14 protein-coding genes are annotated in these 14255 nt (G+C 68.0%); 3 read left to right on the forward strand and 11 right to left on the reverse strand.

Features of this window, described 5'->3' with window-relative positions; genetic code table 11:
• Positions 1-283, forward strand: a 283-nt coding sequence (locus M2428_RS10700) for a hypothetical protein (RefSeq protein ID WP_277525954.1), incomplete at its 5' end; no start/stop codon positions are given.
• Positions 284-411: 128 nt separating this feature from the next.
• Here M2428_RS10700 and tyrS read toward each other — a convergent pair.
• From tyrS to M2428_RS10725, 5 genes are all read right to left on the reverse strand, one after another.
• A complete protein-coding gene (tyrS, locus tag M2428_RS10705) occupies positions 412-1725 on the reverse strand; it encodes a tyrosine--tRNA ligase (RefSeq protein ID WP_277525955.1) in 1314 nt (437 codons plus the stop codon).
• 115 nt (positions 1726-1840) lie between these two features.
• Positions 1841-4069: an AAA family ATPase gene (locus M2428_RS10710; RefSeq protein WP_277525956.1), complete on the reverse strand. Its 2229-nt coding sequence runs from the start codon at positions 4067-4069 to the stop codon at positions 1841-1843.
• Between the two features lie 149 nt (positions 4070-4218).
• Positions 4219-4740 (reverse strand): adenine phosphoribosyltransferase, encoded by a 522-nt coding sequence (locus M2428_RS10715; protein WP_277526215.1) that lies wholly within the window; start codon positions 4738-4740, stop codon positions 4219-4221.
• A gap of 163 nt (positions 4741-4903) precedes the next feature.
• Entirely contained in the window at positions 4904-5503 is a 600-nt protein-coding gene (locus tag M2428_RS10720) for a hypothetical protein (protein ID WP_277525957.1), read from the reverse strand.
• A 64-nt stretch (positions 5504-5567) separates the two neighbouring features.
• Positions 5568-6326, reverse strand: coding sequence for a DNA-3-methyladenine glycosylase (locus M2428_RS10725; protein WP_277525958.1), 759 nt, complete (start codon positions 6324-6326; stop codon positions 5568-5570).
• Between the two features lie 90 nt (positions 6327-6416).
• Between M2428_RS10725 and M2428_RS10730 the strand changes: the two genes are divergently transcribed.
• Entirely contained in the window at positions 6417-7940 is a 1524-nt protein-coding gene (locus M2428_RS10730; RefSeq protein ID WP_277525959.1) for an AlkA N-terminal domain-containing protein, read from the forward strand.
• Positions 7937-8455 carry a methylated-DNA--[protein]-cysteine S-methyltransferase gene (locus M2428_RS10735; protein WP_277525960.1) on the forward strand — a complete coding sequence of 173 codons (519 nt, stop codon included), beginning with the start codon at positions 7937-7939 and terminating at the stop codon, positions 8453-8455. The genes M2428_RS10730 and M2428_RS10735 overlap by 4 nt, the downstream gene beginning before the upstream one ends.
• A 110-nt stretch (positions 8456-8565) precedes the next feature.
• On the opposite strand, the gene M2428_RS10740 is transcribed toward M2428_RS10735, so the two are convergent.
• From M2428_RS10740 to argF, 6 genes are all read right to left on the reverse strand, one after another.
• Positions 8566-9303 carry a maleylpyruvate isomerase family mycothiol-dependent enzyme gene (locus M2428_RS10740; RefSeq protein WP_277525961.1) on the reverse strand — a complete coding sequence of 246 codons (738 nt, stop codon included), beginning with the start codon at positions 9301-9303 and terminating at the stop codon, positions 8566-8568.
• A gap of 57 nt (positions 9304-9360) precedes the next feature.
• A complete protein-coding gene (locus tag M2428_RS10745; protein ID WP_277525962.1) occupies positions 9361-9882 on the reverse strand; it encodes a pyridoxamine 5'-phosphate oxidase family protein in 522 nt (173 codons plus the stop codon).
• 93 nt (positions 9883-9975) lie between these two features.
• A complete protein-coding gene (gene argH / locus M2428_RS10750) occupies positions 9976-11391 on the reverse strand; it encodes an argininosuccinate lyase (RefSeq protein ID WP_277525963.1) in 1416 nt (471 codons plus the stop codon).
• Complete coding sequence (locus M2428_RS10755; protein WP_229993928.1) at positions 11391-12596, reverse strand: argininosuccinate synthase; 1206 nt, start codon at positions 12594-12596, stop codon at positions 11391-11393. The genes argH and M2428_RS10755 overlap by 1 nt, the downstream gene beginning before the upstream one ends.
• A 110-nt stretch (positions 12597-12706) precedes the next feature.
• Complete coding sequence (locus tag M2428_RS10760) at positions 12707-13237, reverse strand: arginine repressor (RefSeq protein ID WP_277525964.1); 531 nt, start codon at positions 13235-13237, stop codon at positions 12707-12709.
• A complete protein-coding gene (argF, locus tag M2428_RS10765; protein ID WP_277526216.1) occupies positions 13237-14250 on the reverse strand; it encodes an ornithine carbamoyltransferase in 1014 nt (337 codons plus the stop codon). Before argF ends, M2428_RS10760 begins: the two co-directional genes overlap by 1 nt.
• Positions 14251-14255 lie beyond the last annotated feature (5 nt).

A 14255-nucleotide genomic window follows, 5' to 3' on the forward strand; every position in this document is an offset into this window, starting at 1 on the left:
CGGGGTGGCGCAACCTGGTCAATTCAACCAATTCAATACAATAAATTGGTATCAACAAACTTGGCACACTATTGAGTTCTCAAACAACAGACACATTCGAATACTTGCCGAAACAATTCATTTCCATGAATTCTTTATTTCGCTTTTCTTCGCTGCGATGTTTACAGCTTATTTCATTCATTTCCACTTTGCAAATTCGCAATTTTCATCCGAATTTCACTTTGTGGAGCGAATCCGCCCAACAGAATTGAAGCAATTTTCATTGTTTGCGCCTAGCGCATGAAGAATTGCTTCTCATTTGTGGGGGTTTGTCACCACTCAACGGCGGCGACTCAGAAAACAATACACGCTCCTTCCCGGCCGTGCAAATCGGCCGGGAAGGAGCGTGCAGGGTGCGTTTTCGAAAGCTGATCAGGACGCGGCGACTTCCACCGTTGCCAGGTTCTTCTTGCCCCGGCGCAGAAGCAGGTAGCGGCCATGCAGCAACTGGCTGGAGTCAATAACGGCGTCGGGGTCGGACACCTTCGCATTGTTGACGTAGGCCCCGCCCTCCCCCACAGTGCGACGTGCGGCGGACTTGCTCTCTGACAGGCCGGAGGCGACCAGCAGCTCGATGATGCCCAGTGCGCCGGCGTTGACAGTGGCGGACGGCAGTTCGGAGGTCGCCGCCTTCAAGGTCGCTTCATCCAACACGGAGAGATCGCCGTTGCCGAACACCGCGGCCGACGCCGCAATGACCTTCTCGGTGGCGTCCACGCCATGGACCAGCGAGGTCACCTCGTATGCCAGTTTCCGCTGGCCCTCGCGGGCGAACGGCCTTTCGGCGACCGCTAGCTCCAGAGCCTCGATCTCGGCCCGGCTCAGGAAGGTGAACACTTTGAGGCGGTCCGCGACGTCGGCGTCGGCCGTGTTCAGCCAGAACTGGTAGAAGGCGTACGGGCTGCACATGGCCGGATCCAGCCAAATCGCGTTGCCTTCGCTCTTGCCAAACTTGGTGCCGTCAGAGTTGGTGATCAGCGGTGTTCCCAGGGCGTGGACGTGCTTGCCCTCAACCTTGCGGATGAGCTCGGTGCCACTGGTGAGGTTGCCCCACTGGTCCGAGCCACCGGTCTGCAGCATGCAACCGTAGTCGCGGAACAACTGCAGGTAGTCCATGCCCTGCAGGATCTGGTAGCTGAACTCCGTGTAGCTGATGCCTTCCTCGGAGCTGAGGCGGGATGCGACGGCGTCCTTCCGGAGCATGGTGCCGACACGGTAGTGCTTGCCGATCTCGCGCAGGAAGTCGATGGCGCTCAGGGGCGCCGTCCAGTCCAGGTTGTTGACCATCCGGGCGGCGTTGTCGCCCTCGAAGCTGAGGAAGCGACGGACCTGGGCCTGCAGGTAGCCCACCCACTCGGACACGGTGTCCTTGGTGTTGAGGGTGCGTTCCGCCGTCGGACGCGGATCACCGATCAAGCCCGTGGAACCGCCCACCAGTCCGAGGGGCTTGTGGCCGGCCAGCTGGATCCGGCGCATGAGCAGCAGCTGGACCAGGTTGCCCAGGTGCAGGCTCGGCGCGGTCGGATCGAAGCCGCAGTAATACGTCACGGGCTCGCCGGCAAGCAGCTTTTCGAGCTCCGCCTCATCCGTGGAGACGTGGACAAGGCCGCGCCATTTCAGCTCCTGCCAGATATTGGCAAAGCTGGGGTCGTTCTGCTGGGCATCGAGAATATTTAGCTGGGACACGGAATCTAAGTTAGCAGGATCAAGAGACCCGCATCGCAGTTGACGCCGTGCGCCCGGCCGCCGGGCAGCCATTGCGGTCCAGCGGGCGGACAGCCAATATCGCCCGGCCGCAGGCCTACTCCTCGATGCCTGCCGGGATTCCGGCGGCGGCGATGAGCCGCAGGCGCTGCGTGGGCCGGGTCATGGCCACATACAGGTCGCCCACCCGGCCGTGCTCGTGGTTGAGCATGTCCGTCGGTTCCAAAACCACGACGCCGTCAAATTCCAGGCCCTTTGCCTCGCGGGGACTGATCACCACGATGTCCTGAGCGTAGCTCCCCGCTCCGGTCCCGACACGGTGGCCGTACACGGCCCGCAGCGCCGCGCTGGCCTCGGGCAGAAGATCGCCGTCAGCGATGACCGCCATCAGGCCGCCTTCGATGGCGTCCAGTTCCTCGGGAAGTACCTCCACGAGCTTGTTGACGATCTGGCCCTTGCCGACAGTGTCGATGACCGGGGACCAGCGCCCTTCCCTGACGGCCTTGGGTGCAGAAACCACCAGTCCGGCCGCCGTCGCCATGCGGGCCGCGGCCTCGGCGATCTGGGACGGAGTGCGGTAGTTGACCGTCAGCTCCTCGAGCTGCCAACGGTCGCCGAACATGGGGCCCAGGGCGCTGTGCCAGGAGTTGGCGCCGGCAACGGAACTTGTCTGGGCGATGTCGCCCACGATCGTAAACGACTTCAGCGGGCAGCGGCGGACCAGCAGCCGCCACTGCATGGGTGACAACTCCTGGGCCTCGTCCACCACGATGTGCCCGAAGGCCCAGCTGCGATCCGTGGTGGCACGCTCTGCAGCGGTCAGCCGCGTCTCGCGCTCCTGGTTCTGGTCCACAAGGTCTTCGGCCGTGACGAGGACGTCCACGCCGGCGGTTTCCATGTTGACCAGGGTCTGCTTGGCGTTGGCGAGGTCGCGGGCACGGTCCTGTTCCTGCTGCGCCAGGCCCCGTCCCGCGGCGGCATCAAGCTCGCCGAGCAATTCGGCGGCCTCGTCGAGCAGCGGAACGTCGGACTCGGTCCAGGGCGAACCGGCAGGGCGCAACAGCAGCGCGCGTTCCTCCGGGCTGAGGTTCGGGGTGCAGGCCTCGAGGATGGCCGGCTTGCTCAGCAGCTCCCCCACGAGCTTCTCGGGGGTCATCGGCATCCAGCACAGGTTCAGGGCGATCCGGACATCCCGGGCGGAGCGGACATCCTCCGCCAGGTACGAGCGGTCGGCGTTGTTGCCGATATTGCCGGCCTCCACAAGTTCCGTCATCTGCTCGGTGAGTTCGCGGAGCAGGATCTTGACGAAGGAGACGCGGGCCTCGTTGTGCGGCTTGCCGGTGGCGCGCGCCCTTTCCTTGGCGCGGCGGACCTGGCGCGGTGTGAGGACCAGCTTGCGGCCGTCGACCTCAAGGATCCGGTTTCCGGCCGGAATGCGCTGCCGGTTGGCCACGGCGTTGGCAACCACCTCGGCCATGTCCAGCCGGCCCTTGATGGCAGCGACGGCGGAGTCCGGCTCGGCAACGGCGGTGACGCCCGGCATGAGCCGGCCCAGGCTCGCCATCACGACGCCGGTCTCGCCGAGCGAGGGCAGCACGCGTTCGATGTACTTCATGAAGGACGACGTCGGCCCCACCAGCAGGACGCCGGCGCTCTTGAGCCTGTCCCGGTGCGTGTAGAGCAGGTACGCGGCGCGGTGCAGGGCGACAGCGGTCTTGCCCGTGCCCGGACCGCCCTGGACCACAAGGGCGCCGGAGATGGAGGAACGGATGATCCGGTCCTGCTCGGACTGGATGGTGCCGACGATGTCTGACATCCGGCCCGTCCGCTTGGAGTTCAGGGCAGCCAGCAGGGCGCCTTCGCCCTGGAGCGAATCATTGTCGGCGAGCATGTCGGCGTCGAGCACGTCATCCTCGATTGCCTTGACCTCGCGGCCCTGCAGGATCAGGTGACGACGGCGGCGGACGCCCTGCCGGTCGAACGCCGTGGCCTGGTAGAAGTGGCCGGCCTCGGGCGCACGCCAGTCCACCATGAGCCGCTGCAGGTCCTCGGTGGTCAGGCCGATGCGGCCGATGTACTGGGCCTCCCCGGAATCCAGGTCCAGGCGGCCGAACACGAGCCGGTCATCGACGGCGTCGAGCTGGGCGAGGCGGTCCTCGTAGAGGGCCGCGAAGGCATCGCGTTCGGAAACGTTCTGCATGGTGCCCACGGCACCGGCACGGCGCACCTGGGCCAGCTGGGTGCGCTTCTCCGCCCGCAACTCATCGAGCCGGGCGTAAAGTCCGGCCACATAGTCGCGTTCATGGGCCAAATCAGCGTCGTGCATCGAACGTTCCCCTATCGAAAAAGACGGACCCACCATTCTACAGCCATTTCGGCGGGCACGGCTGTTGCATGTCGCCAAACAATGCCAAGGCAGTCTTCGTCAGGGAATTCTACCGACACGTCCCGGATGGTCCAGCCTCGCCGGCCCAGCTAGATCTGCAGCAGGGAGCGGACGTTGTGGCCGGTCAGGGCCGTGCGGCCGGCAAGTTCGTCCAGTTCCATGACCACGCCGATGCCGGCCACGAGGATCCCGCACCGCTCGAACAGCCGTGCCGCGGCGCCGAGCGTACCGCCTGTGGCGAGCACGTCGTCGAGGATCAGCACCCGGCTCCCCGGCGCCAGGTCCGTGGTGTGCAGCTCAAGGGTGGCCGTGCCGTATTCCAACGCGTAGTCCTCGGAGAACACTTCGCGCGGCAGCTTGCCGGCCTTGCGGACCGTGATGACCCCGGTCCCAGTGGCGTAGGCGGCGGCTGCCGCGAGCAGGAAGCCGCGGGCTTCCACTCCGGCGACGGCGTCGAACTGGCCCTGGAACGGTCCCACCAGGGCATCGACGACGGCCCCGAAGGCGGCGCCGTCGGCGAACACCGGGGTCAGGTCCTTGAAGCTGATGCCTGGTTTGGGATAATCCGGGATGGTGGCGCACAGGCCCTTGATCAGTTCATCCACCGGCATTGCAGTCTTCGTCAGGTTCGGCTCACTTTGATTCACCCATCCACCCTACTGGCTGGCCGCTGGACGTTTCCCGGGCCGGCGGCCTCCCGGGCCGGCGGCCTCCCGGGCCGGCGGCCTCCCGGGCCGCCCCGGACAGGCCGGTTTCGCCGCCTCTTAGAAGTCCCTATGCCTCTGGCGCTGGGGGCTCGGCGTCGCCGCCCGGTTCCGGCGGGCGCAGGAGTTCGTTGGCAAGCCCGTAGGAGACCACGCCCAGCGCTTTTCTGAGCGCGCGCTCGGCACCGAACCGCCCGGCTGCCACGCTGCTCAGCCGGGCGTAGTCCCCGGCCCACCCGGACCGGCGGAACCTGTCGGCGTCACCATGCAGGAGCCGCCCGTAGAGGACGTCCTCGAACAGGTCGTGGTCATCCAGGGCCATTTCGGCCATCAGCGCCTGGCGGTCCCGGATCATCCCGTTCGTGAACAAACTGGCCGCTTCTGCCGTGCCCTCGGTTATCCTGGCGTCCGCCGAGTAGTTGCACAGACGCAGGGCCCTGACGATGAGTTTGAGTGAAACGTGTTCTTCCGGAACGATGAATTTACGCAGCAGTGCGGCCCGGAAGAGCTCAACCCAGTGCCTGCGCTCCGCCTCGACGGAGTCCACCGCAACCTGCCCGCCGTCCGGCGTGAACAGCTCGACCATGCGGAAGTACTCGGTGGCCAGCTGAACAAAGATCTGAAGCCGTTCCAGCTCACTGCCCGGTTTTCCGCGTTTCCCCTCGCCCATAATGCTCCATCATCCCCCACCGCGCGTGCTGGCATCAGGGTGTGCGGGCACAGTGCGTGGCGCGCTACCCGCCGCGGGCGTTGCGCGCCTTTACTGTTCTTGCCGGCTTTGCCGGCTTGTAGCGGGAGACGGTCGGGTCGCCGCTGAGCCAGAACCGCCAGGGGTAGTCGTGGCTGCCGCCGGCGCCGGAGACGCCGACACGGGGACCAGAGCTGATGCCAACAGCGGCCCCTTCCGGCGGGTTCGCGGGCAGCTCCAGCCGGAACGGCGGAGCCAGGGCGTCCCGCCCGCTGTCCGCCGTCGTCAATCCCAGCGCGGTGGCAAGCCGGGCCGGCCCGCTGGCGAGGTCGATGTCCGATTTCGACGTCGGGCGCCTGGCCCCGGCCAGCTCATGTCCCGCCACCACCTCGCCGGCCCGCAGCAGCAGCGCGGACGCCACGCCCTCGGGCCCGCACACGATATTGGCGCAATGGTGCATCCCGTACGTGAAATACACATAGAGGTGGCCGGCCGGGCCGAACATCGGCGCGTTGCGGGCCGTTTGGCCGCGGAACGTATGGGACCCGGGATCCGGGTGGCGCGAATCATGCGGGCCGAGGTACGCCTCCACTTCGGTAATCCGGACCGAGACGGAGCCGTCGCGCCCGTCGTGCGTCAACACGGCGCCGAGGATCAGCGGCGCCACGTGCCGCGCATCGGCCGAGAGCAGCTCCCGGAGCGACGCAGCCGTGCCTGCAACCGTGCCGGGCTGGACACCTTTTTCCGTGCCGGGCTGCGCAGCGGTAACCGTGCCGGGCTGGGCAGGAAGCGGGCTCGAAGTCATGTTCAGACTTTAACAAACGCCGCCGGAGGCCCACACGGTCGTGTCCGAATTCCGCTAGCAGGTGTCCGGCGAAGCTGGCAGGATGGGGTCATGGACTTCTGGCAGCGCTACCGGGCAATCGACGCCCGGGACACCCGTTTCGACGGGCAGTTCTACACCGCTGTCCGGACCACTGGCATCTACTGCCGGCCCTCGTGTCCCGCGCGGACGCCAAAGGCGGACAACGTCACGTTCTATGAGACGTCCGCTGCCGCGCACGATGCCGGCTACCGGGCTTGCAAACGCTGCCTGCCGGAGGCCGTGCCCGGCACGCCGGCCTGGAACGTGCGCTCCGACATCGCCGGCCGTGCCATGCGGCTCATCAACGACGGCGTGATCAACCGCGACGGCGTCGAGGGGCTGGCGGCCCGGCTGGGCTACTCCTCGCGCCAGCTCAACCGCATCCTCAGCCACGAACTCGGCGCCGGCCCGCTGTCCCTGGCGCGGGCGAGCCGCGCCCAGACCGCCCGCACCCTGCTGGTCTCCACGGCAATGAAAGTCTCGGACATCGCCTTCGCCGCCGGATTTAGCAGCGTGCGCCAGTTCAACGAGACCATCGGCGAGGTCTTTGCGATGACGCCCTCCGCACTCCGGGCCACAGCCCGGCATCACCGCTCCCCCGCGGCCACCACAGCGCTCACTCTCAACCTTCCGTACCGCGAACCGTTCGACCCAGGCGTCTTCGACTTCCTCGCCGTCCGCGCCATCCCCGGGATCGAGGAGGGTACCTCCAGTTCCTACGCCCGCACCCTGCGACTGACGCACGGCGATGCCCGCTTCCGGGTGGATTACGACGCCGGGGCGCCCGGGCGCCCGCTCGTGCTGACCATCGGCGCCGTCGATCTCCGGGACCTGGCCGCCCTGCTGAGCAGGGTCCGCCGGCTGCTGGACCTGGACGCCGATCCGGTCGCCATCGATGCCGCCCTCACCGCCGATCCCCGCCTGGCCGCCACGGTGGCGCGCACGCCCGGCATGCGGATGCCCGGCGCCGTTGATCCGCAGGAACTGCTGATCCGGGCCATGATCGGCCAGCAGATCACGGTGGCCGCCGCGCGGACCGCACTGGGCCAACTGTCCGCGGCCGGGAGCGCAAGCCTGGTGCCCGACGACGGCCTCCACCGGCTGTTCCCGACGGCCGCCCAGATTGCGGAAACCGGCTTCGAGCTGCTCCGCGGCCCACAGCGGCGGATCGATGCCGTCCGCGGCGCCGCCGCGGCGATGGCCTCGGGCGACCTGGACTTCGGCTACGGCGATGACATGCACGGGCTGGAGGCCAAGCTCCTGCCGTTGGCCGGCGTCGGGCCGTGGACAGTGGGCTACGTAGCGATGCGCGTCATCGGCGCGCCGGACGTGTTCCTGGCCAACGATGCTGCGGTCCGCAACGGCATCCGGTCGCTCGCCCAGACGCCAAACGGGGCCGCCCTGACCCCCGATTTCCGTGAGGTCAGCCCGTGGCGCTCCTACGCCACCATGCACCTTTGGCGCGCGGCAGCGGCTGCCCAGTCCGCGGCGCGCGCGCTGTCTCTAACTCAAAAGCAGACTCAAAAACAGGCTCCGAAGAAAGCGAAACCATGAAAGCCCAGCTGTTGACCATGTCCACCCCGGACGGTCCCTTCACCATCATTGCCCGCGACGGCACAGTCCTGTCATCGGGCTGGACCGCCGTTCCCGGCGAGCTGACCGGGCAGATCCACGTGGACCTGCTGCCGGGCGAATTCGAGACCGTTTCTGGGCTGGGCCGCATCTCCGCGGCCGTGGAGGCGTTCTACGCCGGCGACCCGGAGCCTGCCATGGCGGTGCCGGTGCTGCAGAAGTCTGGTCCGTTCCGCAGCCATGCCTGGGACGTGCTGCGCACGGTCGCTCCGGGGCGCCCGGTGACCTACACGGAGTATGCGGAGCTGTCCGGCAACGCCAAGGCCGTCCGGGCGGCGGCCAGTGCCTGCGCCTTCAACGCGGCGGCCCTGTTTGTTCCCTGCCACCGCGTCATCCGCACCGACGGGACCCTGGGCGGCTTCCGCTGGGGGCTGGCCGTCAAGGGCAGCCTGTTGGACCGGGAACGCGAACTCGCCCTCGCAACGGCACGGCCCTAGGCCCCAGGTCGTAGGGCTGCACGACTGCGCGGTCTCAGGCCAGCGCCGGGTCCTGCACCGTGCCGAGCCGGGCACCGGACCGGGTGGGCTGGCCCGCGAAGGCCCGGTACTCAGTTGTTGACGGGCACTCCGGCAGGCCAGGGCAGCAGTTGCGGAAGGTCCACGCCGTCGGCCGCGGCGGTGGCGCGCAGGCTGCCGAGGGTGGGGGTGCGGCCGGCGAGCCACGCGGCGATGTCCGTGAGCATGCCGTTGATCACCGTCGATGTTCCGCCGCTCCCGATGGCCACCGCGGGCAGGCCGAGCGGCTGCAGCACGAAGCGCTGGCCCTCGGGCACCCGGGCCGAGAGGAAATCGAAGACGTGCCCGCAGAAAGGCCGGCTCCAGGTTTCCGGTCCGTGGCCGGTGCCGAGATCGGCCGCGTGGATGACGAGTTCGCGCCACAAGGCCAGGCCGCCGTCGAACACGACTCCCCCGCGGTAGGTGATGGGCTCGCGCCAGCCCGCAGCGTCGAGCGAGTCGAACGCGCGCAGGGCCCTGCCCAACGCTGCGTCGAGGTCGGCCCGGTGCTGAGCGAGTCTGTGGCTGGCGGCCATGTCGATGGCGCGGTTTCGCCCCTCGGAGCCGCCGTTGTAGAGTTCCACACTCTCACCGCGGGCGGCGTATTCGAGCTGTCGGCCCATCGCGTTGGCGATCCCGCAGATGTGGGCCAGCACGTGCCCGCGGCTCCAGCCGGGCAGTTCCGAGGGCGCTTTGATGTCCTGTTCCGTCAGTTTCCCGGCGATTCCGGCCACGACGTCGGCGGCGCGGTGCAGTTCTGTCCGAAGGTTCTCTGGTGTGATTGAGGTCATGGCGCCCATCCTAAACCGAGCCGCCCAATTAACTCGGATTAACTGAGCGGAACCCGGTCAGCGGGGCGGGTAGCGGTGCCGGATGTGCCGGCGGTCATGCCGGGCCTGCCAGAATTCGATTTCGCGGGGCCGGATGGCGTAGAGCTGCCAGTCCGGATTCTCGCCACCGTCTGCGCCCGGCCGGGCCTGCCAGTCCGCGGCCGAGGCCTCGGCTGACAGCTCCACGACGTCCCCGGCCACCCGCACCTGGCGGCCCTGCTGTTGCCAGAAGAAGTTCAGCGCCGCGTGCGGGTTGGCCGCGAGCTCCTGGCCCTTGCGGGATTCCCGGGAGGTCGCGAAGTGCCAGCCGTCGGCGTCGATGTCCTTCAGGATCAGCATCCGCGACGACGGCCGGCCCAGCTCATCGGCGGTGGCCAGGCTGCAGGCGTTGGGCTGCGGCACCCCGGCCTCCAGCGCCTCGGCCAGCCACAGCCGGAACAGCTCGGCCGGGTCCGTCGGCGCTGAGGCCGGATCGAAGTCCGGGAGCACTTCGGGGAAATCGGGCAGTGCACGGAGCATTTGCCGGAACGTTTCGCTCATGTGCCTACCTTAAACGCAGCGAGATGGCATTTCGCGGCAATGTTTTTCGTAAACACTGCCGCGAAATGCCATCTCGCGTAGACGAAAGGGGAACTACCCCGCGTACTCCCGCACGCCGGCGAGCTCGCCGTCGAGGGCCAGCAGCTGGCGTTCGACGGCGGCCGGTGCGGTGCCGCCCTGGGAGTTCCGGCTGTTGAGCGAACCCTCAGTGGACAGGACCGTGCGGACCTCCGGCGTCAGGTGCTCCGAGATGGCGGCGTATTCCTCGTCCGTCAGGTCCCAGAGCTCGACGCCGCGGCTTTCGGCCTGCTTCACCGCGGCGCCTGAGAGCTCGTGGGCCTCGCGGAAGGGAACGCCCTGGCGGACCAGCCATTCGGCGATATCCGTCGCCAGCGCGAAGCCCTGCGGCGCCAGCGCTTCCATCCGTTCGGTGTTGAACGTCAGCGTCGCGATCATGCCGGACACTGCCGGGAGCAGGACCTCCAGCGTGTCGGCGGCGTCGAAGACCGGTTCCTTGTCCTCCTGCAGGTCGCGGTTGTACGCGAGCGGCAGGCCCTTCAGGGTGGCCAGCAGCCCGGTCAGGTTGCCGATCAGCCGGCCCGCCTTTCCGCGTGCCAGTTCCGCCACATCCGGGTTCTTCTTCTGCGGCATGATCGAGGAGCCGGTGGAGTAGGAATCGTGCAGGGTGACGAAGGAGAACTCCTTCGTGGCCCACAAAATCACTTCCTCCGAGACCCGCGACAGGTCCACGCCGATCATGGCCGTGATCCAGGCGAACTCGGCGAAGACGTCGCGGGAGGCGGTGCCGTCGATCGAGTTGTGCGTCGCCGAGAAGAAGCCCAGCTCGGCGGCGACGGCCTCCGGGTCCAGTCCCAGCGAGGAGCCTGCCAGGGCACCCGAACCGTAGGGCGAAACGCCGGCGCGCTTGTCCCAGTCCGCCAGTCGCTGCACGTCGCGCAGCAGCGCCCAGGCGTGGGCCAGCAGGTGGTGGCTGAGCAGGACCGGCTGGGCATGCTGCAGGTGGGTGCGGCCGGGCATGGCCACCCCCTGGTGCGCCTTGGCCTGGTCCACCAGCGCGTCGATCGTGGCGAGCACGCCGCGGGCGATGATCCGGGCGTGGTCGCGCAGGAACATCCGTCCCAGCGTGGCCACCTGGTCGTTGCGGGACCGGCCGGCGCGGAGCTTGCCGCCGAGCTGGGTGCCGGCGCGCTCGATCAGGCCGCGCTCCAGCGAACCGTGCACGTCCTCATCCGACTCCGCCGGCAGGTAGGCGCCGGAAGCGACATCCTCATCCAGCTGGGTCAGGGCGGCAAGCATGCCCTCGAGTTCGGCGTCGTCCAGCAGCCCGGCCTTGTGCAGCACGCGTGCGTGCGCCTTGGAGCCGGCGATGTCGTAGCGGGCCAGCCGCCAGTCAAAGTGCGTGGACTTGCTCAGCGCGGCGAGGGCGTCCGCGGGGCCGCCGGCGAACCGGCCGCCCCACAGCGCGCCTTCATTTGTGGCGGACGCCATTACTGTCCTGCGACGCGGATGTCGCGGCCGGAGGCAACCTTGGCGGACATGCCCCACAGCTCGATGAAGCCGCGCGCCATCGACTGGTCGAACGTGTCGCCGGTGTCGTACGTGGCGAGATCGAAGTCATAGAGCGAGGTTTCGGAGCGGCGGCCGTTGACGATCGCCTGGCCGCCGTGCAGCACCATGCGGATGTCACCGGTGACGTAGCGCTGGGTGTCCTCGATGAAGGCGTCGAGGGAGCGCTTGAGCGGGGAGAACCACTGGCCGTCGTAGACCAGCTCGGCCCAGCGCTGGCCGACGGTCGCCTTGAAGCGGGCCTGCTCGCGCTCGATCGTGATGTCCTCGAGGTGCTTGTGCGCGGTGATGAGCGCCATGGCGCCCGGTGCTTCGTAGATTTCGCGGGATTTGATGCCCACGAGGCGGTCCTCGACGACGTCGATGCGGCCGACGCCCTGGGCGCCGGCGCGGCGGTTGAGTTCCTTGATGGCCTGCAGCGGGGTGACCTTGACGCCGTCGATCGCGACCGGCACGCCGGCTTCGAAGGAGATGGTGACCTCATCCGGTGCCGGCGGGAATTCCGGGGTGGCGGTGTAGTCGTAGATGTCCTTGGTGGGGGCGTTCCAGATGTCTTCGAGGTAGCCGGTTTCGACGGCGCGGCCCCAGACGTTCTGGTCGATCGAGTACGGGTTCTTCTTGGTGGTCTCGATCGGCAGTCCCTTTTCCTCGGCGAAGGCGATGGCCTTGTCGCGGGTCAGGGCGAGGTCGCGGACCGGTGCGATGCACTTCAGGTCCGGGCCGAGGGTCTGGATGCCGACTTCGAAGCGGACCTGGTCGTTGCCCTTGCCGGTGCAGCCGTGGGCCACCGTGGTGGCGCCGAATTCGCGGGCGGCCTTGACCAGGTGCTTGACGATCACCGGGCGGGAGATGGCCGAGACCAGCGGGTAGTGGCCCTGGTAGAGGGCATTGGCCTTCAGCGTGGGCACGCAGTACTCGTTGGCGAACTCGTCGCTGGCGTCGGCGACGTAGGCTTCGACGGCGCCGCAGCCCAGCGCGCGCTGGCGGATGGTCTCCAGCGATTCGCCGCCCTGTCCGACGTCGACCGCCACGGCGATGACCTCGGCGCCGGTGGCTTCACCGATCCAGCCGATGGCTACGGAAGTATCCAGGCCACCGGAGTAGGCCAGAACAATACGCTCAGTCACGGAAATGCTCCTTAGTTGTTTGGTGATGCTGTAAGTCTGGGAAAAATCTCTGTTGCAAGCCTGTCACAAGCCCGGGGCACCCGGCTCCTTGAAAGGCTCATGGTGTGGCGTTATTGGCCGGCTTCCTCGGCGAACTGCAGGAAGCGTGCGGCGATGTCCGCGCCGCCCAGGGGGTCCCGGGTGACAAGCAGGACGGTGTCGTCCCCGGCGATGGTGCCGAGGATCGAGGGCATCACGGAGTGGTCGATGGCGAGGGCAAGGAAGTTCGCGGCGCCCGGCGGAGTCCGGAGCACCACGAGGTTGGCCGAGGCCTCGGCAGTGACGAGCAGTTCCCCGCACAACCGGGTCAGCCGGGCGTCGAGGATTTCCTGCGTGACGCCGCTCCTGGCCGCCCGTTCGCCGCCCTCCCCGGGGACGGCGTAGACCAGCACGCCTTCCTTGCCACGGACCCGGACCGCGCCGAGTTCCACGAGGTCGCGGGAGAGCGTGGCCTGGGTGACCTGGACGCCGTCGTCCGCGAGCAGCGCCGCGAGCTCGGCCTGGGAACGGACCGATTCGCCCGTCAGAATCGCCGTGATCCGTGCCTGCCGGGCTGTTTTGGTGGCCGGGCTGGCCCCCGGAGCGGCTGGCTGGACGGACATCAGGCCAAGCCGTCCACCGGTGCCAGCCCATCGACTGGTCCCAGCCCATCAACAACGGCCAGGCCGGAGCGGTGCATGAGCCAGGCCATGAGCGCCTTCTGGGCATGGAGCCGGTTTTCGGCCTCGTCCCAGACCACCGATTGCGGGCCGTCAATGACGTCCGCGGCGATCTCGTAGCCCCGGTAGGCCGGCAGGCAGTGGAGCACGACGGCGTCCGGCGCCGCGAGCTTCATCGCCGCGCTGTCCACGGAGTAGTCGCGGAACAGCTTCATGCGCGCTTCCTTCTCCGCCTCCTGCCCCATGGACACCCACGTGTCGGTGGCGACGATGTCGGCGCCCAGGAGCGCCTCGGCGGCGTCGACCGTCACCAGCACCGAGCCGCCGGTCTCTGCGGCGCGGTCCTCGGCGGCGGCGATGATCTCCGCGGACGGCAGGTACCCGGCCGGCCCGGCGATCCGGACGTGCATGCCCGCCGTGACGCCGGCTAGCAGGTAGGAATTGGCCATGTTGTTGGCCGAGTCGCCCAGGTACGCCATGGTCAGGCCCTGGAGCGAGCCCTTGTGCTCCTTGACCGTCAAGAGATCGGCGAGGAGCTGGCACGGGTGGTAGTCATCGCACAGGGCGTTGATGACCGGAACGCGGGAGTTCGCGGCCATCGCGACCAGCCCGGCATGCGCGCCGGTGCGCCACACGATGGTGGACACCATGCGTTCGAGCACCCTGGCGGTGTCCTCGACCGATTCCTTGTGCCCGATCTGCGCCTCGCCGGGGTTGATGATGAGCGCGTTGCCGCCCATGTCCGCGATTCCGGTGGCGAAGGAGACTCTGGTCCGGGTGGAGGTCTTGTCGAAGATGACGGCCACGGTCTGGCGGCCGCTGCCCGCCGCGGCGAAGGGCTGCACGCTGTAGGGCGCGGCCTTCATCCGGACGGCGAGCTCGAGGACCTCGGCCTGTTCGGCCGGGCTGAGGTCCGTGTCCTTGAGGAAGTGGCGGGTGGGCACTGATGTGGTCACGGCGG

This window comes from Arthrobacter sp. ES3-54, assembly GCF_029504395.1.
Taxonomy (GTDB): domain Bacteria; phylum Actinomycetota; class Actinomycetes; order Actinomycetales; family Micrococcaceae; genus Arthrobacter.

Bases quoted from the DNA above. Each gene is read 5' to 3' on its own strand.
- M2428_RS10715 (WP_277526215.1), bottom strand. From the start codon at position 4,740: ATGCCGGTGGATGAACTGATCAAGGGCCTGTGCGCCACCATCCCGGAT.
- M2428_RS10745 (WP_277525962.1), bottom strand. From the start codon at position 9,882: ATGAGCGAAACGTTCCGGCAAATGCTCCGTGCACTGCCCGATTTCCCC.
- M2428_RS10710 (WP_277525956.1), bottom strand. From the start codon at position 4,069: ATGCACGACGCTGATTTGGCCCATGAACGCGACTATGTGGCCGGACTT.
- M2428_RS10730 (WP_277525959.1), top strand. From the start codon at position 6,417: ATGGACTTCTGGCAGCGCTACCGGGCAATCGACGCCCGGGACACCCGT.
- M2428_RS10725 (WP_277525958.1), bottom strand. From the start codon at position 6,326: ATGACTTCGAGCCCGCTTCCTGCCCAGCCCGGCACGGTTACCGCTGCG.
- argH (WP_277525963.1), bottom strand. From the start codon at position 11,391: ATGGCGTCCGCCACAAATGAAGGCGCGCTGTGGGGCGGCCGGTTCGCC.
- M2428_RS10740 (WP_277525961.1), bottom strand. From the start codon at position 9,303: ATGACCTCAATCACACCAGAGAACCTTCGGACAGAACTGCACCGCGCC.
- M2428_RS10735 (WP_277525960.1), top strand. From the start codon at position 7,937: ATGAAAGCCCAGCTGTTGACCATGTCCACCCCGGACGGTCCCTTCACC.
- M2428_RS10720 (WP_277525957.1), bottom strand. From the start codon at position 5,503: ATGGGCGAGGGGAAACGCGGAAAACCGGGCAGTGAGCTGGAACGGCTT.
- M2428_RS10760 (WP_277525964.1), bottom strand. From the start codon at position 13,237: ATGTCCGTCCAGCCAGCCGCTCCGGGGGCCAGCCCGGCCACCAAAACA.